Raw genomic sequence first — 21602 nt, forward strand, 5'->3', positions numbered from 1 at the left:
TTTTTAAAAATCCATTCAATCTTCCAACAATTGCAACAACTGCGCCTCATCCAATTGGCTGATTCCCAACTCTTCAGCTTTTTGTAACTTCGAGCCAGCATCCTCACCCACAACTACATAATCAGTCTTTGCACTCACAGAACCTGTTACCTTTCCCCCCGCATTTTCAATCCTAGCCTTAGCTTCATCCCGCTTTAAACTTGGCAGCGTGCCGGTGATCACAAAAGTTTTCCCAGACAAAGCTAATTTCGCCGGTTTCCCTTCTTTAACGCCTGTGGGTTCTTGATTTGCCAATTGCAAACCGGCCCCTTTTAAACGCTCAATTAACTGCTGATTTCCCTCCACCCGAAACCAATCAAAAACCGCCTGAGCAATTTCAAACCCAATCCCATAAACCCCCTCAATCTCACTAATTTTCGCCCCAGCTAATTGATCCACATTTTTAAACTTTTCCGTCAAAGTTTTAGCATTCACACTCCCCACATGACGAATACCCAACCCATACAAAACCCGCGCCCAAGGCTGCTTTTTAGAAGCAGTTATCCCATCAATTAATTTTTGGGCGGATTTTTTCCCCATGCGTTCCATTCGCGCAATATCATCCACACTTAAATAATACAAATCCGCCACAGAAGTCACCACTTTTTTATCAACAAACTGCGCCACAATTTTCTCACCCAAACCATTAATATCCAGCGCATCTCTACTTGCCCAATGTACCAAAGCACCCCGTAAAATTGCCCCACAAGAAGCATTCACACATCGTGTCACCGCTTCCCCCCCTTCCCGAAACACCGGCTCACCACAAACCGGACAATGATTTGGCATTTCAAAAGGCTTAGTTTTCTCTGGACGCAACTCTTTTAAAACCCGCACAACCTCCGGTATAATTTCCCCAGCCTTGTGAACAATCACCGTATCCCCAACCCGAATATCCAGCGATTGAACATAATCAATATTATGCAAAGTAGCCCGCGAAACCGTTGTCCCCGCCAATTGCACCGGCTTTAATTCTGCCAAAGGAGTCAGAGCCCCCGTCCTCCCCACATTCACCGAAATATTTTCAACCAATGTCGGCGCTTCTTCCGCAGCATACTTTAATGCTACCGCCCAACGAGGAAATTTTTGCGTAAAACCCAGTCGTTTTTGTAGGGCTACGGAATTAATTTTAACCACCACCCCATCCGTCATATAAGGTAACGTTAACCGGCCCGTATTCCACTCATCATAATACTCTGCAACCTCCCCCAAAGATTGACAAAGTTTACGATTTGGATTAACCCGAAACCCCATTTCTTCTAACTTTTCTAAACATTCCAATTGCCTAGCCGCCACCGCCTCATCATCAGTATCAGGAATTTGCAAAGTATAAGCAAAAAAATCTAATTTTCGCTCCGCTACAATCCTTGAATCAAGTTGTCGCAAAGTTCCCGCCGCCGCATTCCGAGGATTGGCAAACAACTGCTCACCTTTTTTAGCTCTCTCCTCATTAATTTTCTCAAAAGTTGCCAATCCCAAAAACGCCTCTCCCCGCACCTCAATTCGTGGCGGAGGATTATCTAAATTCAACCGCAAAGGGATAGAACGAATAGTTTTAACATTTTGAGTAATTTCTTCGCCGGTGATGCCATCACCTCGCGTAGCCCCCCGGATAAGAATGCCATTTTCATAAGTTAAAGCAAGGGCCGATCCATCAATTTTTAACTCACAAACATATTCAAATTTATCAGCAGAATACACCCGTTGCCATCGTTCTTGCCATCGCGTAAATTCTTCAATATTAAAAGCATTTTCTAAACTATAAAGAGGAATATTATGTTTAACCGAATTAAATTGAGAAGCCGGTTTTTCTCCCACCCGTTGAGTCGGACTATCGGGAGTGATAAGTTGGGGATATTGAATTTCTAAATCTTGCAATTCCCGATAAAGCCGGTCGTACACTTCATCGGCCATAATCGGGTTATCCAGCACATAATAAGCATAGCTTGCTTCTTGAACTTCCCGGCGTAGTTTTTCGGCTCGTTGTTGTATTTCTGCTGTTGGTTGTGCCATAAATTTTTACCCCTGTAGGATGAACTTTGCCCACCGGCTTTTTTGCATCTTATCGTAACTGCATTGTAGCTTTACCCCCCCGCACAATAACATCAAATCATCAGATATTCCTAAGCTCACCCCCACCCCACTCAACGGGGTCATAACAATTTTCTTAACAAATTCTCCCCTCTCAAAAAATTAATTTTTATTTCTCCATATTCCGCTTCATATTATTAAGCTCTTCCTCAGCTTCCCAGTTTTTAAACTCTTGTTCCAAAGAATCAGGCCCACTACTAAAACTATACTTCTTAGTATTAACATTCCAGCCCGCATCTTGAGCAGATTCTTGAGCTTTTTGAGCCGCTCGTGATGCCGAAACCTCTGCCATTTTTCGCTTTAATTCTTGGCGCGAAGTATGAACTTGTTTATAAAGTTCTTTAGCCTTCACCATCCGCTCTTGAAACCCCTTCATTTGCCCCCAAAGTTGATTGCCTTGCCGCAACAGCGCCGACTCTCTTTCTTGCGCCGCCTTCACCAAATCTTGACGGTTTCCGGCTTGCGCTTTTTGAATACGCTCATGCCAGCGTTGGATATCGGTTGCCGTACCGAGAATTTGGTCTTTTACCGCTTTTTCTTTCTTTTGCAAATCCAAAATTAACCGCAAGGTATCTTCTTCTTGTTCGCGCAATTGTTCATCTAATGCTTGAAATTCTAAATGAGGATTATTTTTCAAAAATTCATCTAATCGCATTTGCAGAAATCGGCTTACATCATCAAAAACACTCATCTTAAAAACTCCCTCTGGGTGACTGGGGGCGTAGGGGCAATGCCCCCATGCCCGCCCCTTTTACAACTGTTGACCAACACCAATCGAGCGAACTTCACCATTACGGCGAATTGTCACGCCGTCTTGAGAAACTTCTCCAAGCGTCCAGCCACTTGAACCAATGCTCTCACCGACATAGACACGGCGGGGAACACCATCTATATCAAACAAAGCTGCCGAGCGCTCTCCGAATTCCAAAGTCCCGCGCAGGATAGACACCGACAGCGGCGTGCTGGCAACCGGCGGAGCAGTCTCCGTTGGGATTGGATCCAAAGTCGGCAACGCCTGTAAAGTAATAGACGGTGCCGGTATTGATGCGGTATTGGCTTCGGGAGAAGCTGTCACCGTAACTGTCACTGTCGGGCTCGGTGTGGGAGAAGCTGTCACCGTTTGTGTCACCGTTGGAGTTGGTGTAGCCGTGACGGTTTGTGTCACCGTTGGAGTCGGCGTCGGGGTTTGCTTCGTGGTGGGAGATGACGAGGCTACCGGCTTGGTGGTGGGTGCCGGTGTTGGTGCTTTGGCAACCGTCGTGGCAGAAACCACCGGCAAAGGAGAAGCAACTGGCGGTTTTGCTGGTGCTGAAGTTGAGGCCGGTGGCTGCACCGCTACTTTGTTGAGTGAGTCTGCCAGCCTGTTGAGTGCTTGTGCCAAAGAAGGCGCATCCGCCAAATTCAAAGACATCGGCAACGGCGCTAAATTAATCGTCTGCGATGGCACTACACCGGGCTGCTTGGCTGCTGTCTGCACAGCAACTTGTTTTGAGGTAATAGCATCAAGCGACTGAATCAGATATTGAGAAAACTTTGCATCCGCCTCAGCTTTGGGGTTGGGGGGTGCCGGTGGTGCTGCCGGTGCCGCTGCTGGTGAGGGTGCTGGAGCCTTCACAAACAGTTGTTGTAACTCGCTGCGACTTGCCAACCACAACAACAAAGTGATTGCCAAAGCTCCACAGGCGCCACCAAACAACCATTTATCAAAGGAGTTACCGTCTTTTTCATCAGACTTGACGGCTTTTGCCTCAACGGTTTTGCCTTTAGCAGGCTCCTCTTTGGGAGGGATGACTACGGTTGTCGGCAAAACTATCGGCGGAACGGTTACGGTTTGTACAGAGACATATTCGGTGCGGATCGGTTGTTTTGGCAAGCTGCCACCTTCAAGCACTCGCTCGACGTCTTCAAATACCTCATTAATCAAGCGCTCGGCATAGGATTCTACAATCTCTGGGCCGGTGTGTTGTCCTTGCAGTTGGGTTTGTGTCCCGCTGCCGGTGGTCATTTTTATCGGTTCTGTACTAACTTTCCTTGACATAAGCTTCCCAATTAAACTGCTCCTCAACTTACCCCAGCCCACACACTTTAATAAATTTATGACACCGGGGACTCTTAAAATTTACCAATTCAATTTACTCAAGAGTTAGATTTTCGCCAACTCTTTTAAAGATTATGACATTTCGCCTCTCCCCTAACCTTCTAGCAGGGTTCCCTCGTCGGCAAGGCGCGAATTTCCCCCTACCTGACGAGGGCAGGGGGTTGGCGGGGAGAGGTTCACACGGGCACTAATTCGCCACTGCCGCTGCGCCGATTCCGCAATTCTAAATAAACCAACAAGGCATTAACATCCGCCGGATTGACGCCCCCAATACGGCAAGCTTGTCCAATTGTCAAGGGTTTAACTTTGGCTAATTTTTCCCGCGATTCTTTGGAGAGGGTATCAATGCTGGCATAATCTAAATCTGCCGGCAGTTTTCGGTTTTCATGGCGAGCAATTTGCTCGATTTGGTGTTGTTGGCGTTGGATATATCCGCTATATTTGATGTCTATTTCTGCTCCTTCTTTTTCGGCTGAATTTAATTCAGGATTTCCTAAACCATGCCGTTCTAAGGTGGTATAATGTACCCCTGGCCGGCGTAGTAAATCTGCGAGGGTAATTGCGCCTTTGATTGCTTGTTGAGTTTCGGCGAAGACGGCTTTACCAACATCCTCATGTTCTTTGATTCGGGTTTGTTGGAGGCGTTGTTTTTCGGCTTCAATATTGGTGTATTTGCGGGTGAAAATTTCCCAGCGGCGGTCATCAATTAAGCCAATTTCTCGCCCTAAAGGTGTTAAGCGTTCATCAGCATTATCTGAACGCAAAATTAGCCGGTATTCTGAGCGAGATGTCAGCATTCGGTAAGGTTCGCGTAGGTCTTTTGTACAAAGATCATCGACTAAAGTGCCGAGGTAACTTTGTTCTCTCTTAAAGATGATCATTTCTTGGTTTTTTGCCAATCGCGCCGCGTTAATTCCTGCTACAAGCCCTTGTGCGGCGGCTTCTTCATAGCCGGTGGTTCCGTTAATTTGACCGGCACAAAATAAGCCTTGAATTTTTTTGGTCATCAAGGTTGGGTAACATTGGGTGGCCGGTAAATAGTCGTATTCGACTGCATAAGCCGGTCGTAACATGGTGCAATTTTCTAACCCTGGAAGACTCCGCAGCATTTGTAGTTGCAGGTTTTCTGGGAGGCCGGTGGAAAATCCTTGAATGTATAATTCGGGGATATCTCGACCTTCGGGTTCAATGAAAATTTGATGACTTTCTTTGTCGGCAAAACGGACAATTTTATCTTCTATGCTGGGGCAATATCGCGGCCCTTTGGCGTCAACCCAACCACCATAAACAGGTGATAAATGGAGGTTTTCGCGGATCAGCCGGTGTGTTTCGCTGGTGGTGCGAGTCAGGTAACAATTCATTTGCTCGCGTTCGATCCAAGCTTCAGGATCGAAGCTAAACCAGCGTACTTTTTCGTCGCCTGGTTGCGGTTCCATTTTGCTGTAATCTACGGAACGCCGGTCAACTCTGGCGGGGGTTCCTGTTTTTAACCGGCCGGTTTCAAAGCCTAAACGATTTAAAGTTTCGGTTAAACCAACGGCGGCAAATTCTCCGGCGCGTCCTGCTGCCATTGATTTATTTCCTACCCAAATTTTGCCGCCTAAAAATGTGCCGGTGGTGAGAATTACGGCTTTGCAACCAAAGGCGACACCAAAGTAAGTTTCGACTCCAATTATTTCATCGTTTTTGCCTAAAACCAAGTCTGTAACCATGCCTTCGCGGACAGATAAATTTTCTTGGTTTTCGATGATTTTTTTCATTACGGCGGCGTATTCCCGCTTATCGGTTTGGGCGCGTAAAGCCCAGACTGCCGGCCCGCGTGAGGCGTTTAAAATGCGTTTTTGCAGATAAGTGCGGTCGGCCATTTTGCCAATTTCGCCACCGAGTGCATCTACTTCGTGAGTGAGTTGTGATTTGGCCGGCCCCCCAACGGCAGGGTTACAAGGTTGCCAAGCAATTTTATCGAGATTCAGCGTTAGTAACAATGTGCGACATCCTAGACGTGCGGTAGCGAGTGCGGCCTCACATCCAGAGTGGCCGGCACCCACCACCACCACATCAAATTCATCCATAAATTCAATTGTTGTTTGTGGGGTCATGGGTTGGGTTTGAGCGATAATATATTGTTTTATTTTAGCTCTATAATCGGCTTTAGTGGGAAGTTAAAAATTAGAAAGTCTAGGAAGTTAGAAACATAGATGCAAGTCAAATTCAAGCATAATTCTCATAAATTTTGACTCGTGGAAAAAACCAAGGCGAAAAAATGGTGAGTGAGAAAGAAGAACAAGCGATTGCTGTTATTATTAATTCGGTTGATTTATAGCCGGTTTCAGTTGCAGGAAGTACCCGCCGGAATTTTAAAAAACCGATTCCTAAAAGAAACCGGCTTTTTCAGATTTCCAGTCCTAATAAAAAGGCTAGATAGCAATTATGAAAAGTCTTTTACAATCTTTCAATGTGAGGTAGGGGCGGGTATGTTTACCGCAGGCGACGCAATCAACTACCGGCCTGGAAGTTGCAAAGTTCCCATAATTTTACCTACCGTTGTTTGTCTATCTCCATCTGAAATACCATCGCCATTATCATCAAACAAATTCGCCGCAAAAAAACCACATTCAATTTCAACCTTATTAGAATTCGCCACAGGATTAATTAACAAATCACCGCTTAAAGTCGCACATTCAAATTCATAGTCTTTAAGTTTTTGAGCATATTGGCCTCGCAATTTTGCCAAAGTATCCTTACAAACTTTATCCGAACATTGCCACTCACTTTTAAATTTTGATTCGTGACCCGGAAAAGGCAAAACTCCCAAAACATTACCCATCCGAGAATTATTTGCATTTTTTGGTTCCCAACAATTAAAAGCCACCCGCTTATTTTGAGGGGAATTTGCATACACTTGTAAACCTAAAGTATTTTTGCCGGTACACTGAGATTGATATTTTCTCACCCAAACCGGCCAGCGGCGCTGTAACTGGGTTAATAACTGCTCACATTTTTGTCCGCCACAATCACCTAAAATCCGATTTTGCCCCACAGCAACGTCAGAAAAAATCAAACTCCCCACAGCAAAACCACCCATCAGCAAAGCATTTAAATTCAAAAAATTAAACTTCATAAAAGCCTCTTAAAAATTTGTTACAACAAGCGACGCTCTGAAAAATCCTAGCTGAAGAAAAGCCAAGTATCACGCAAGCATTTGATTTGCTTTCTCATCTTGTCCCTGGTTTTTTCAACATTTTATATTATCATGTAGAGCTAAATTTTACTAAGTTAAGCTTAGGGGATGTTCTAGGTAGGCACAGTAACGATTTCGGCCCTCTTCCTTAGCACGATAAAGCGCATTATCAGCTTCTTTAATTAAGATTTCAGGAGATTGTTGGCCATAGGGATTTTTAGCAGAAATTCCCAAACTCACGGTAATAAAATTGCTGACACGAGAGTGAGAGTGAGAAATTTTTAACTGTTGCACCTCGAACTGAATATTGCGAGCAACTTGCTCCGCACCGGCCAAATTGGTATTAGGAAGAAGGACGACAAACTCCTCTCCCCCATAACGCGCCACCAGATCCGCAGGACGTTTTATCGCCGCCTTAATTGCTTGGGCAATTTGATGTAAACAAGTATCACCCGCTAGATGGCCATAAGCATCATTATAAAGCTTAAAATAATCCACATCACACAAAATTAAAGATAAAGAAAATTGCTCTCGCGCTGCTCGCAGCCATTCTCGGTTTAAGCAATCATTAAAATGTCGGCGGTTAGAAATTGCCGTCAACCCATCTAAACAAGCAATTTGTTGTAATCTTTCGTTAGCTTCTTGTAAAGCTTGTTCAGCATAACGGCGTTTTTTGATCTCCTCACGCAGCCGAGAATTTTGTTTTTTTAATTGCATTTGTAACCTTTGTAGCGTTAGTTGATTTTCCACCCTTACCACCACTTCTTCGACATGAAAAGGCTTAGTGATGTAGTCAGAACCTCCACACTTGAAACCTTTTACAATGTCAAAAGCATCGGTTAATGCGCTAATAAAAATAATCGGGATATCTTGCGTTTCTTTCCGAGATTTTAAATATTCACAAAGTTGATACCCGTTCATTTCCGGCATATTAATATCCAGCAAAATAATATCAGGCAAGAGCTTCTCACAAGCGATAAGCGCCATCTTTGCATCCAAAGCTTTACGAACCTCATAGCCGCGAACTTTAAAAATTGAAGATAAAACCCGCAAGTTATCGGGCGTATCGTCAACCACTAGAATGTTGCTTTTTGGTAGCAGTTCAGCATTGTTAATCATTTGGCATTTCAAGGGGATTTAAAGGATTAATAGCAATCTTAGAGAAAGCAATTTTGATGCACGGGGTAGCCAAACTTAGTTAACATAGATTATAACTTTTTTGTTAGTCTGTTTCAAATATATTTTAGCTAAGCCAAACCAAATTAGTTAGCAAGCAAGTTGACTTCTCGACAGGAAACTCAGAGTTAGATAGGTAAAGGATGATTCAATCGTTTCTAACCTCCGTCACTTCCATAATGGTAGTAAACTGGAAATCCTCTGCTAAATATGTAAGAGCCTGTGCCAGATCAGACTTGGCGGAGGGGATTTTTTTCAGCAATTCTAAAACCTTATCATCGCTGCACTCAGAAGCAGCATCGTAAAGCTGCGCCACCCAGGGAGCCGGCATTTCAGATAATAACAACCTTAAATCAGAATCGGTCAAATTTGGCCTATTTTTTGTATGGCATTCAACCTCCTCGCTTTCTTCGTCCCATAGATATTGAATGCCTAAATATTGGCCAATTTTATCTAATAAAAATTCTACCTGAAAAGGCTTGCTTAGAAAATCATCACAGCCGGCAGATAAAACCTTTTGGCGTTCTTCCTCAAAAGCATTAGCCGTCAAAGCAAAAATTATCGGAGAAAAGCTAGTTATCTCCTTTTTTTCCTGCTCCTTGGCTCTAATTTGTCGCGTTGCTTCATAACCATCCATCACCGGCATTCTCATATCCATTAAAATCAAATGAGGCTGCCAATCTTGCCAACGTTGAACTGCTTTTGTGCCGTCTTCAGCTTCCCACACAGAAAAGCCAATTGAGCCGAGAATTTTCACAAGCAAATCGCGGCTTTCTGGCACATCATCTGCAATTAAAATGCGATATTCAGGTTGATTTGGGGCTAAATTTATTACCTTGCGATCAAACTTAGGATTCTGCTGTTGCTCAGCCTCAGTTCCTAAATCAATCTCAAAACTAAATAAACTTCCCTTACCAGGCGTGCTTGTGACACTGATATTGCCCCCCATTAATTGCACATATTTTTGACTAATGGGCAACCCTAAACCGGTTCCTTGCTGAGATTTTAAACCGCTATCTGTTTGCCCGAAAGCTTCAAATAAAAGATGAATTTCTTCAGTATCAATTCCTGGGCCGGTGTCTTCTACCTCAAAATGAAGGCGGAGTTTTTGATTGGGGCTTAATTCTGGTGTTTTTGAAACAACAGAAACGCCAAGTCTCACCCAGCCAGTTTGGGTAAATTTAATTGCATTTCCCAACAAATTCAGCAAAACTTGGCGTAACTTCCGCTCATCGGTTTTAACATACTTTGGAATGCCGGCATCGCATTGAAAAATCAGTTGCAAATTTTTCGCCGCCGCTTTTAATTCCAACATTTTTAGAAGCATATTCAAAAGTTGAGTTAAATCAAAACTGATTTCATTAAAAGTCGTTCTCCCGGCTTCAATTTTAGAGAGTTCTAAAATATCATCAATCAAAGCTAGTAAATGTTCTCCCGCCCGATTAATAATTCCTAAATTTTTTTGAGATTCCGCCGATAAAGACTTGTCCGCCGTCAATAGTTGACTAAAACCCAAAATCGCATTGAGCGGCGTTCTCAATTCGTGACTCATATTAGCGAGAAACTCACTTTTTGCTCTATTGGCCGCATCCGCAGCTAAAACCGCTTTTTGCAAAGCTTCTTCGGCTTTTTTGCGAGCAGTGATATCGATTAAATACCCAACAAACTCAATAGGATTGTCGTCCGCATCTCGCAATAATTTTAATTCGCTATAAAGCCAAATATAATTACCATTTTGATGTCGAAAGCGATATTCGGAACCGATAAAACTGTCATCCAAAAAAGCAGGTTTGGACTGAAGGAAATTCAAATTTTCTGGATAAACATGATTTGCCCAAAAATCAGGATTATTGACAAAATACTCGGCCTCGTAACCGAGAATGGCTTTAACATTTTCCCCCATAAAAGTTGGGGCATAATTTCCATCAGCCTTGCAGCTAAAAATAACCGCAGGACTAGCAGAAAGGAGATATTGCAAGCGTTCTTTTGCCAGCCTTAATTCTAATTCTGAGCGTTTGCGATCTGTAATTTCAACCACAACAGATCCCAAGTTAAAAGGCTCTTTACCTTTAACAGCAATCGGGAAATAAGATACAACCCAATGGCGCATTACTCCCGGTTGGTTTGGCAATTCTGTGCTGATTTCCTGATTAAGAATTGGTAGGCCGGTTTCCAAAACTTGCCTATAGATTGATTCAACAGTCGGGGCCATTTTAGGCACAACTTCCCACAGCGTTTTGCCAATATGCTCCTCTGCCGGCACACCATTAATTTCTGCCAAGGGTTCATTAATTTGCACAAATCGCAGTTGCCGGTCTAACATATTCATACCTACAGGAGCACAGTTGAAAAAAGCATTTAATCGTGCTTCTCGCAAAGCAAGTTCTTGTTCTAAAGCTTTGCTATCACTGATATCTTTGTGCGTCCCAGTTATTCGCACCGGCCGGCCCTGACTATCACGCTCAGAAACTTTGCCTCGGTTGAGAATCCATTTCCACTCACCCGACTTTGAGCGCATCCGAAATTCCACTTCATAAAACCTTGTTTCGCCTCGTAAATACGCATTTAAAAGTTCATTTACCATCGCCACATCTTCGGGATGTATCAACTTTTCAAAGCTTTTTAAATCATCATAAGTTTCGCTTTTTTCATAACCGAGCATTTGCTTCCAAGCCGCATCTCGATAAATTTTGCCGGTCTTAAGATTCCAATCCCACAAACCTAAATTACTGCCTTCTAAAGCCAGTTGTAAACGTTCTTGACTTGTCCGCAAAGCATCTTCGGCTTGCTTTCGCCCAATCAACGAACTAACCATCGCCGCCACGCCACCCGTTAAATTTAGCAAGCGCTCATTTTTAGCAATCATCAGCCGCTTAAAAAACACTAAAACCACTAACACTTTGTCATTCATTACCACCGGCACCGCAAAAGCAGATTTTAACCCCACTTTTGCCGCAATTTCTCTTCGCAAAAAAGCCGAATTTTTTACCCTCGTAACATCTTCCATCCATTCCGCTTCTCCAGACAACCAAACTCGCCCTGCTAGTCCTTCGTTGGCAGCAAAAGTCTGATTTTCACTCACACGGCGGAATTCTTCTAAAGCCGGTTCACAGCCATACCATCCCCAACTAGGCTCTAAAACCTCACCACCTTCTGCCGGCACCCAAGCTTCTGCAAAATCCCAATTAATAGCCCGACAAATTAAATTTAAAACAATCGCTAAAGCACTATCAACATCAGGAGCTTGGCTAATAGCTTTCGTTGCTTTCAACAACAGCCGCATTTCATCTTCTGCTTGCTTACGAGTTGTAATATCTAAAACCGTTCCAAAAAGCTTTTTGGCTTTTCCTTTTTCATCACTAATTCTTTCTGCTCTTGCTTCAACATTTCTTATAGACCCATCCGGTAGCAAAATCCGCAAATCTAATTTCTCAGAACTTGTCGATTTAATTGCTAAGGAAATGCTTTTCTTAAAAATTCCTCGCTCCTCACGATGAATGAGCTGCAAAAGATTTGCAAAAGTGGGTTCACCATCGGCAGCCTCAAGACCAAAAATGCGAAAAGTTTCCTCAGACCAAATAACTTTTCCCGTATCAAGATCCCATTCCCAATTACCAACATGAGCCACCCTTTGAGCCGCCGCCAAATTTGCCTCACTTTTTTTGAGATTTTCTTCGGCACGAAAACGTTCACTAATATCACGCGCCACCCACGCCACTGTATTATCTGAACTCGGCACAATGCTCGCAGAGAACCACACGTCCTCCTCATCCAATCTTAAACTATATTCCCAATTAACAACCTGCTGTTTTTCTAAAGCACGCCTAACGTGTCGCCTGCATATTTCCCGATTTTCTCCAAAAAATTGTTCCACCGTTTGATTCAAAATATTAGCCCCCGGAGGATATAATTTGTCGGGATTTGTTGGAGCCACTTTGATCGCATTTCCATCCGCATCCACAATCAAGACAATATCGGCCATCGCTTCAAAAAAAGCGCGAATTTCCTGCTGGGAAGACCGCAACTTTTCTTCCATTAAATGACGATCTTTAATCTCCTGTTGTAACTGCTCATTTTGTGCTTGAAGCTGTTTTTGCAGCCTACAAAATTTTAATTGATTCTCAATCCTAGCGATTACTTCTTCTACTTGAAAAGGTTTTGTTATATAATCTGCTCCCCCTTTAGAAAAAGCTTTCACTTTATCAAACGCTTCGGATAAAGCACTCAAAAAAATTACTGGAATATTGCAGGTTTTTTCCGAATCTTTTAGCTGCGAACAAACTTCATATCCCCCTATATCAGGCATCATAATATCTAATAGAATTAGATCAGGAGCCTCCGCCAAAACTGCTTTTAAAACCAACTTCCCATCGGCGATAGGCCGAACCACATAACCCCGTCGGCTCAAAACATCTGTCAACAAGCGTAGACTATTTAAGTCATCATCAACCACTAAAATATTGCCTTTTTCTTGGCTCTTAATTTGTCTCATAGTTTCAGCACCTTTAACCTAAAAATTACCGGAAATTTAACTACTTTGCTCAACTTCAATGCCACCACCCAAGAATTTTAAATTTACTCCTTAATTGTTCGTGATATTTCAATGGCTTTTAATATACTGGTGTAATCAAAATTGTCTGCCAAACCCTTCAGCTTTGCAGCTAACTGAACATTCCTAAGAGAAATCTCATCAATTACCTCATAAATTTCGTGCAAACTAGCGCGGATCGTCGCTATTTCTAAACGATCAACTAAACCCGCATTTACACCAGTAAAATCGGCTGAATTTAAACTTCGCCAATTTGTTATTACTGAAACTTTTTCTGGGTCTTTTGACTCCCAAACATAAGACACACCCAAATGTTTAGACAAACTCTCAAGAATCTCCAAATCTCGAAACGGCTTGCAGATCACCTCATCACAACCCACTTCTAACATCGCCCTTTTTTCTGCCTCAAAACTGCCGGCAGTAACCGCCACAATTACCGTTTTACTCCTTAACAAACACCAACTCCCAACAGAAGACTCTGAAAAATCTTCTTGCTCTCCCATTTCGCTGTTTTTTGGTTCCCCTGCCACCACACCGGCACCCATCCCCAAATTACTCCCTATTTGCGCCTCCCTCGCTCTAATCAAACGAGTCGCCTCCAAACCGTGCATCCCTGCCATTCGCATATCCATAAAAATGATCTGCGGTTCCCACTTTTGCCATAATTTTAACGCCTCAGAGCCATCTTTGGCTTCTTTAATTTTAAAACCAAGCGGACAAAGCAATTTAACCAATAATTGCCGGTTATTCCATTCATCATCAACAATCAAAATGCGATAATCAGGTTGATTCGCCGCCAAACCAATCGCTCGCCGCCTTGGCATTTCCCCCACATCCTGATTCCCACTCTCTACCAAACCCACCTCAATATCAAACTTAAAAATACTCCCGCTTCCCACCTGACTGCTAACCGTCATTTTACCCCCCATCATCTCTACAAACTTGCGGCTGATCGGCAAACCCAAACCCGTACCTTCTTGTGATTTTTGGCCGGTTCTTGTCTGCAAAAACGGCTCAAAAATTCTTTCCAATTCCCTCTCAGGAATACCACAGCCGGTATCTTCAATCTCAAAACCAAGTCTTATCTTTTCCCTCTTTTCTATCCGTTGTTTTTCCTCTTCAGCTTCAGCCGATATATCCACCGGCAAACCTAAAAATTCCCCCACCCCTACACGCAGACAAACACCCCCATCTTTCGTAAACTTCATCGCATTTCCCATCAAATTAATCAAAACTTGCCGCAATTTAATTTCATCCGTCCGTACCCATTCAGGAACCTGCTCACCAACCGAAAACATTAACTGTAAATTCTGCTCTCTCCCCCGCAAACTAAACATCTTCTCTAAATCATTAAGAAAAGCGAATAAATTAAAACTTTCTTCATAAACCGTCGTGCGATTCGCTTCAATCTTAGCCATATCTAGCACATCATTAATCAGCGTCAGCAAATGTTCACCACTACGGTTAATAATCCCAATATTTTCTCGGTGTTCCTCCGAAATATCCTGACTATCGCTCATTAATTGAGCAAAGCCAAGAATCGCATTTAAAGGCGTTCTCAACTCATGGCTCATATTCGCCAAAAAAGCACTTTTAGCAAAAGAAGCAGCATTAGCAGCCTCCACAGCTTCTTGCAATTGCAAAGATTGATTTTGAACCTTTGCAAACAATTCTGCTTGTTGAACAGCCACCCCTAACTGAATACCCACTTGAGCCAGCATTTGCACTTCAGGCTCTTTCCAATCGCGGGGCATATTATTTTGATAAGCAGTCAATAAACCCCATAAATTTTCAACAGCAGCCACAGGAACCACAGAAAAAGAACGCGCTTGAAACTGCTCTAATAATTTAATATGACAATCAGTTAACCCCGCATTATAAATATCCTTCACCGCCAAAGTTTCCTGATAGCGATAACGCCCACCTTGAGTTTCTTGTAAATAAGAATCTTCCCAAACCTGCTTAATATTATCACCCACCAGCGGCACCCAGCCCTCAGCAACAGACTCCGCAATAAATTCGCCACTATAATCAGCAAAAAAGCGGTAAACACTAACACGCGAACATCCCAACGTTTGGCGTAATTCCTCAGTCACAGTCCGAAAAATAGTGTCCAAATCAAAAGTTTCTCGCATTTTTTGTGTCACTTGGCGCATCGTTTTTTCGCGTTCTAAAGCTTCTCGTAAAGCTATCTCTGCACCTTTGCGAGCCGTTATATCTAAAGAAATAACAGTCACAATCCAGCCGTTTTGCCCTTCATCCCAGCGGGAATTATTTGTTTGAGAAATCCAACGTAAACTGCCATCTTTATGCAAAAATCGATATTCATAATTTCCCGTTCGCTCCGCGAAAATATCAGCATATAAAACCTCTGACACCGCCTGCCAATCTTCCCTCACAATCCGACTTGCCCAGAGGTCTTTATCAGCTATTAATTCTTGGGAAGTATAGCCAGAAATCGCCTCACAGCCGGCAGCAATATGAGCAATTTCCCAATTCTCATCCTCAAACACCCGCAAACTGCTAATCGCGGCAATCGCATTATTCAAAATATCATTTAACTTCGCTTTTGATGCCTCAATTTGAGATTCACTCCGCTGTAAAGCCTCAGTTCTATCTTGTACTTGCGCTTCTAAAGTGCGATTGTAATCTGCCAAAATTTGCTGCGTTTTTCTGCGTTCGCTGATATCCACAAAAGCATTAATTGTATAAATCACAACCCCTTCTTTATTAAACACAGGACTAGCCCGTACTTCCAAAGGAATCACTACCCCATCACTGCGCCGAACTTCAAGATCATCCGCCACAACAATTTCCCCAGCCAAAGCCCGGAAAGCCGGCAATTCCTCAGCAGGATAAAGCTCATTTGTCCCACTTTTGTATATTTGATAAGCTTGTGAAATTGCCGCCGCTGGCAAATCAAAAACCACGCCCTTATCAAGAATCTTTCGGCCTATATTATTAACAACAATAATCTGCCCCTTTGCATCAAAAACCGATACACCAATAGGAACCGCCTCTAAAAGCGTAGAGAACTTTTTATGACTTTCTTTAAGCGCCTCAAAAGACTCCTTAAGCGACTGAGCCATGCGATTAAAAGAAACCGTTAACTCCCCCACTTCCTCAGCACCCATCACCGGAATATTGCCTTGAAATTCCCCAAAAGTGATATTTTTTGCCGCCGCATTTAAACGCAAAATCGGTCGCGTTATCCAGCGAGCCGTTAAAATCCCAATAACAATCGCCCCCATAAACGTAGCAAAACAAAGCAAGATTGTCAGGCGAGTATTGTCATTAATCCGCCCCATAAAATCCGACTCAGGGACAGTAATAATCATTATCCAATCTAAACCAAACCGATCTCGATAGGGAAAAATCTGCACAAATTGTCTTTCCCCATTGCTGCTGACAAAAGAAAATTTTTTTGGTTGTTGTAAATTTTCAAAACCAAATTTGCTTGCTAATTGTTCGGCAATTTCGCGCGTTTGCCTATCTTGACTATTCAGCATAGGTAATCTCTGAGAATCAGCCGGCGTTGGCAGATAATAAGCCTTTTCTAATGTAGATGTCGCCACCAAATCACCCGAACGCTCAATAATAAAAGCTTTTCCTGAGCGAGAAAAACGCAATTGATTGAGAAAGGTACTAATATTACCTAGAGGAACATCCGAAGTAAAAAAGCCTTGCAATTGTTCCCCCCGATCATAAACCGGCATTGCAGCGATCATTCCTAAACTAAGCCCTGCTCGGTAAACAAAAATCGGTGTCCAAGTTTGCTTTCCCACAGCTTTTGCATGGCGATACCAAGGCAATTTCCGAAAATCGTCAGCCAATGTATAAAGCAATTTTTCAGGATTACCAAAAGAGTCAACCGAATAAAATTTCCGTAGACCGGCTTCGGCATTTGTCATTTTACTCAAGTAGCGGCTACCAATCGTCGCATTATGTCCCATTAAGCTTCGGACTTGTTCGCGTATTTCCTCAGAATGAATCCGTGCATAACTAATATATTCTTGTTGCTCATTCCAGAAAGTAATCGACGAAATCGATTGATACACGATCATCTGCTGCCAAAACTGTTTTCGCAATTGCTCAAAATCTTTTATATTTAAAGTCTCCTGCTCTACAGCAAGCCGGTTTGCTTCAATAACTTGGTGTGGTGCCTCAAAGTATCTATCAAGGCGATCAGTGATTCGTCCTGATACCTCATTCATCAATTGATTAGCCAAGTCTTCAACAGCTTGCTGCCCGTTTTTATAAGAAAAATATCCCACCAATCCAACCGCCGCCAGCGTTTGCAGCACAAAAGGAACGATTAGAACGGTTCGTAAATTAAATTTAACAATCTTGCTACCAACCACGAATTGTCATTTTTTTTAAAGATAATAAAAGTGTAATTGGATTTTTCCAAAAAAATCACTTTCCCCAACTCATCCAAAAGCCTTGAAACCCTCTCCCACCCAAAGCCGGCAAAAACCTGACTCTTGAACAATGAAAAGCGATAATTTTAGGAAACCAACTTCAAACAACAACACTTGTGAAATACTTTTTCTTAACCGAAGGATGGACAATCGGGCGAGTATGGACAGCCGAAGGACTGTGGAACGAACTCGCCTGGAGACGACCAGCCGACATCCAACGACTCAACCTCTGCTTACTCGAAACCGGCGAAAAACTTTGGCTTTACCGCGTTGAAGAAGCCGTTCTCATGGTAGAAGTCAAACCCATCTTACCGCCCAGCGATCCAGAAGCCCAACCCTTCGCCCAAGTCGTCCTCAAACGCCTAATCACCGCAGATCAAGTCATTGAAAGACTTTGCTCAACAGCCGCCCTTTGCCAAACCGGCGGCATCCTTGAATTTATCGACAACCCCAAACCGCAAAATTAATAAATAGAGTAAAAATCCCGATCCGAGCCACGAAAATAAACAACCGGCTTGCATTCGAGCCCCTCAATGGTTACACTTCTTTAAATACTACTCATTTTCGAGCGTAGTCTTGTCAAACAGCCCGCAACCAAACCCAAGCAAAACTTGCGGTAAAAATTGCCGACAGTTAAGACAGCCGCGCATAATCAGAAAATTGATAAAGTTTAACCAAACATCGCTAATTGAGGAGGAGTCGTAGTCAATGGGACTACCCTGGTACCGAGTACACACAGTCGTCCTGAATGACCCAGGCCGGTTGATTGCAGTACACTTAATGCACACCGCCCTCGTCGCGGGCTGGGCCGGCTCTATGGCCCTCTATGAACTCGCCATTTTTGACCCCAGCGATCCCGTCCTCAACCCCATGTGGCGTCAGGGGATGTTCGTCATGCCCTTTATGGCACGTTTGGGAGTCACCGGCTCTTGGCGTGGTTGGAGCATCACCGGCGAAACCGCCGTTGACCCCGGCTTCTGGAGTTTTGAAGGCGTAGCCGCCGCCCACATTATCTTGTCCGGGTTGCTATTTTTAGCCGCCTGCTGGCACTGGGTATATTGGGATCTCGAACTCTTCAGAGACCCCCGCACCGGCGAACCGGCCCTCGACCTGCCGAAAATGTTCGGCATTCACCTGTTTTTATCCGGTCTACTTTGCTTCGGTTTCGGAGCCTTCCACCTCAGCGGTCTATTTGGCCCCGGTATGTGGGTTTCTGACCCCTACGGACTCACGGGCCACGTTGAAGCAGTCGCACCCGCTTGGGGGCCAGAAGGTTTTAACCCCTTCAACCCCGGTGGTATCGTCGCTCACCACATCGCCGCTGGTATTGTAGGCATTATTGCTGGTTTGTTCCACCTCAGCGTCCGTCCCCCAGAACGCCTCTACCGCGCTCTGCGGATGGGTAACATCGAAACTGTGCTCTCCAGCAGTATCGCTGCGGTTTTCTTTGCAGCCTTTGTTGTCGCCGGCACCATGTGGTATGGCTCAGCAGCCACCCCCATCGAATTGTTTGGCCCCACCCGCTATCAGTGGGATAACGGCTACTTCCAACAAGAAATTCAGCGCCGCGTAGAAACCAGTCTGGCAGAAGGCCAAAACCAAGCCCAAGCCTACGAAGAAATTCCTGAAAAACTGGCTTTCTATGACTACGTTGGCAACAACCCCGCAAAAGGCGGTCTGTTCCGTGTAGGCCCAATGAACAATGGCGACGGCTTAGCCAAAGGTTGGCAAGGTCACGCCGTATTTAAAGATGGTGAAGGACGCGAATTATTTGTTCGCCGCATCCCCAACTTCTTTGAAACTTTCCCCGTGCTTTTGGTTGACAAAGACGGTGTACTCCGCGCCGACATTCCTTTCCGTCGCGCTGAGTCTAAATACAACTTTGAGCAAGCCGGTGTAAGTGTCAGCTTCTATGGTGGTGAACTCGACGGTCAAACCTTCGATGACCCCTCCACAGTCAAGAAATTTGCCCGTAAAGCTCAACAAGGCGAAATCTTCGACTTCGACCGCGAAGTTTTCAACTCTGATGGTGTGTTCCGCACCAGCCCTCGCGGTTGGTTCACCTACGGCCACGCTTGCTTTGCGTTGTTGTTCTTCTTTGGACACATTTGGCACGGCACCCGCACCATCTTCCGCGATGTGTTTGCTGGTGTTGACCCCGAACTCTCCGAACAAGTCGAGTTTGGTCTGTTCCAGAAACTCGGTGATACCACGACTCGTAAGCAAGAAGTATAGACCCTGTTTGATTGGTGTAGAGGCGCTCTTGGTAGTGTCTCTACACTCAAATAAAAGTATCTTGGTAACTAATTAGCTCCTGAGAGAATCCGCAAATGGAAAGCTTTGTTTACGTTCTAATTTTGGCAATGACTATCGGCTTACTATTTTTTGCTATCGCATTTCGGGAACCCCCCCGGATCGAGAAAAAATAAGCCTCTTCTCTGTTTTCTGATTATTCCTGACTCCCTCTATGAGGCCGGTTCAGGAATACAATTTTGGAAAATACCCCGCCAGAGCAGTGCAAAACCGGCTCTGGTTTTTGTTTGTTTGGTAAAATATCTTTTCTATTAAATTCTCTCGGCAAGCAATGGTGGAGGGAGGCTGTCGCACTCTTCTTTTGTTTGCAAGATAGTTCTTCCTTATCAATTTTAGCATAGCATGGCTGGGGGATGGATGTCAAGCCTTCTCCTCTTCTTTATTAGAGGCCGGTTTTTCAAAAATTAATTTGTTTTGTCTTTCTGTTTGCTTATTCTTGATGACAATCTTTTTGCTTATTAACAAGATATTAGACGATTTGTCAAGAGTATTTATACTTAAAATTAGTCCTTTTTCCAAAAGATCCGACAATTCCGACATCTTTGCCCAAAAAGATCCGACAATTCCGACATCTTTTTTGTTGTCATCTTCCCAAAGACTGAGTAATAATATGTCTAAAGGCAGAAAAACTGAGAAATTCAGCAAACGTACAAGCTTAAGCGGTAAATTTAAGAGCTTTTGAGGTTTGACTTTCCTTTCGTCCTGCTTGTTAGGTGCATTTAAATTGTTCAAAATCTTACACTCTACACTCGACAAATTCATGTCTCAACAACAAAGCACCGGCAATAACGATATTTTAATAGGCACAATAGATGCAGATATCCTTAGTGGAAAAGCCGGCAATGATATCTTACTCGGCTATATTAATGACGATCTGCTGTTTGGCAATGCAGACGATGACTTAGTATTTGGCAATCAAGGCAATGATACCCTACGGGGGGGACGCGGAAACGACCTCTTACAGGGAGGCGCGGATAATGATCAAGTTTCTGGCGATCTTGGCAATGATACAGTTAATGGTGAGCTAGGCAACGATACTTTATTTGGCGGAAGTTCTGACGGCAGCAATAATGATAGTAACGGGCAAGACGTACTCATCGGCGGTGCCGGGGATGATTTAATTTTCGGTAATGGTGGAGAAGATCAACTTTTCGGAAACACCGGCACCGATACCCTAGCCGGTGGAAAAGGTAATGATACGCTTAATGGTGGAGCCGGTAACGATATCTTATCAGGAGATATGGGAGACGACCGGCTTGTTGGAGACTTAGGGACAGATACCCTAACAGGCGCTTCTGGAAATGATACCTTTGTGATAGGCTTACGCAGAGATATCGCTGGAATTTTATCAACAGGCGGAGCTTCAATAGAGCAGGCAGACTCGATCACAGATTTTGTCAAAGGTCAAGATAAAATTGAAATCCTGGGTGGATTAACTTTTGAGCAATTAAGGATTTTTGCCGGTACTGGTGAGTATGCTGGGTTTAGCATTATTCAAGAAACGGTTTCCGGGCACTATTTATCAATTTTACGGGGCATAGAAGCGGCTACAATTGAGCGTAGTGATTTTGTAGGGTTGGCTGCTTCAACACCGGCACCGGCACCAAACCCAACACCGGCACCAACACCAAACCCAACACCGGCACCCACACCAGATCCCACACCAGATCCCACACCAGATCCCACACCAGATCCCACACCAGATCCCACACCAGATCCCACACCAGATCCCAC

The 21602-nt window shown here is 43.9% G+C and carries 13 protein-coding genes; 4 read left to right on the top strand and 9 right to left on the bottom strand.

Annotated features, from left to right (window positions below; all coding sequences use genetic code 11):
- Positions 1-15: 15 nt before the first annotated feature.
- The 8 genes from ligA to NG798_RS12220 all read right to left on the bottom strand — a co-directional run bounded on the left by ligA (position 16) and on the right by NG798_RS12220 (position 17495).
- Positions 16-2052 carry an NAD-dependent DNA ligase LigA gene (gene ligA, locus NG798_RS12185; RefSeq protein ID WP_261222894.1) on the bottom strand — a complete coding sequence of 679 codons (2037 nt, stop codon included), beginning with the start codon at positions 2050-2052 and terminating at the stop codon, positions 16-18.
- A 187-nt stretch (positions 2053-2239) separates the two neighbouring features.
- The gene (locus NG798_RS12190) at positions 2240-2821 is read right to left on the bottom strand and encodes a TIGR04376 family protein (protein WP_261222896.1); all 582 of its coding nucleotides are present in this window, start codon (positions 2819-2821) and stop codon (positions 2240-2242) included.
- A gap of 60 nt (positions 2822-2881) precedes the next feature.
- Positions 2882-4168, bottom strand: coding sequence for a hypothetical protein (locus tag NG798_RS12195; protein ID WP_261222898.1), 1287 nt, complete (start codon positions 4166-4168; stop codon positions 2882-2884).
- 236 nt (positions 4169-4404) lie between these two features.
- Entirely contained in the window at positions 4405-6327 is a 1923-nt protein-coding gene (gene mnmG / locus NG798_RS12200) for a tRNA uridine-5-carboxymethylaminomethyl(34) synthesis enzyme MnmG (RefSeq protein WP_261222900.1), read from the bottom strand.
- Between the two features lie 401 nt (positions 6328-6728).
- Positions 6729-7349: a hypothetical protein gene (locus tag NG798_RS12205; RefSeq protein ID WP_261222902.1), complete on the bottom strand. Its 621-nt coding sequence runs from the start codon at positions 7347-7349 to the stop codon at positions 6729-6731.
- Positions 7350-7499: 150 nt separating this feature from the next.
- On the bottom strand, positions 7500-8528 hold the full coding sequence (locus NG798_RS12210) for a PleD family two-component system response regulator (protein WP_261222904.1): 1029 nt from the start codon (positions 8526-8528) through the stop codon (positions 7500-7502).
- Positions 8529-8733: 205 nt separating this feature from the next.
- Entirely contained in the window at positions 8734-13077 is a 4344-nt protein-coding gene (locus NG798_RS12215; protein ID WP_261222906.1) for a PAS domain-containing protein, read from the bottom strand.
- Between the two features lie 83 nt (positions 13078-13160).
- Positions 13161-17495 carry an ATP-binding protein gene (locus NG798_RS12220; RefSeq protein WP_261222908.1) on the bottom strand — a complete coding sequence of 1445 codons (4335 nt, stop codon included), beginning with the start codon at positions 17493-17495 and terminating at the stop codon, positions 13161-13163.
- A gap of 176 nt (positions 17496-17671) precedes the next feature.
- Between NG798_RS12220 and NG798_RS12225 the strand changes: the two genes are divergently transcribed.
- From NG798_RS12225 to NG798_RS12235, 3 genes are all read left to right on the top strand, one after another.
- The gene (locus NG798_RS12225) at positions 17672-18022 is read left to right on the top strand and encodes a hypothetical protein (protein ID WP_261222911.1); all 351 of its coding nucleotides are present in this window, start codon (positions 17672-17674) and stop codon (positions 18020-18022) included.
- A 241-nt stretch (positions 18023-18263) separates the two neighbouring features.
- Entirely contained in the window at positions 18264-19790 is a 1527-nt protein-coding gene (gene psbB / locus NG798_RS12230; protein WP_261222913.1) for a photosystem II chlorophyll-binding protein CP47, read from the top strand.
- 95 nt (positions 19791-19885) lie between these two features.
- Positions 19886-19984 carry a photosystem II reaction center protein T gene (locus tag NG798_RS12235; RefSeq protein ID WP_261222914.1) on the top strand — a complete coding sequence of 33 codons (99 nt, stop codon included), beginning with the start codon at positions 19886-19888 and terminating at the stop codon, positions 19982-19984.
- 244 nt (positions 19985-20228) lie between these two features.
- Here the strand turns inward: NG798_RS12235 and NG798_RS12240 are convergent, their stop codons facing one another.
- On the bottom strand, positions 20229-20600 hold the full coding sequence (locus NG798_RS12240; protein ID WP_261222916.1) for a hypothetical protein: 372 nt from the start codon (positions 20598-20600) through the stop codon (positions 20229-20231).
- Positions 20601-20628: 28 nt separating this feature from the next.
- Here NG798_RS12240 and NG798_RS12245 point away from each other — a divergent pair.
- A partial coding sequence (locus NG798_RS12245; protein ID WP_317619590.1) for a calcium-binding protein occupies positions 20629-21602 on the top strand: 974 nt, incomplete at its 3' end.

The organism is Ancylothrix sp. D3o (assembly GCF_025370775.1).
Classification (GTDB): domain Bacteria; phylum Cyanobacteriota; class Cyanobacteriia; order Cyanobacteriales; family Oscillatoriaceae; genus Ancylothrix.

Bases quoted from the DNA above. Each gene is read 5' to 3' on its own strand.
- NG798_RS12210 (WP_261222904.1), bottom strand. From the start codon at position 8,528: ATGATTAACAATGCTGAACTGCTACCAAAAAGCAACATTCTAGTGGTT.
- NG798_RS12235 (WP_261222914.1), top strand. From the start codon at position 19,886: ATGGAAAGCTTTGTTTACGTTCTAATTTTGGCAATGACTATCGGCTTA.
- NG798_RS12195 (WP_261222898.1), bottom strand. From the start codon at position 4,168: ATGTCAAGGAAAGTTAGTACAGAACCGATAAAAATGACCACCGGCAGC.
- NG798_RS12205 (WP_261222902.1), bottom strand. From the start codon at position 7,349: ATGAAGTTTAATTTTTTGAATTTAAATGCTTTGCTGATGGGTGGTTTT.
- NG798_RS12190 (WP_261222896.1), bottom strand. From the start codon at position 2,821: ATGAGTGTTTTTGATGATGTAAGCCGATTTCTGCAAATGCGATTAGAT.
- NG798_RS12215 (WP_261222906.1), bottom strand. From the start codon at position 13,077: ATGAGACAAATTAAGAGCCAAGAAAAAGGCAATATTTTAGTGGTTGAT.
- mnmG (WP_261222900.1), bottom strand. From the start codon at position 6,327: ATGACCCCACAAACAACAATTGAATTTATGGATGAATTTGATGTGGTG.
- ligA (WP_261222894.1), bottom strand. From the start codon at position 2,052: ATGGCACAACCAACAGCAGAAATACAACAACGAGCCGAAAAACTACGC.
- psbB (WP_261222913.1), top strand. From the start codon at position 18,264: ATGGGACTACCCTGGTACCGAGTACACACAGTCGTCCTGAATGACCCA.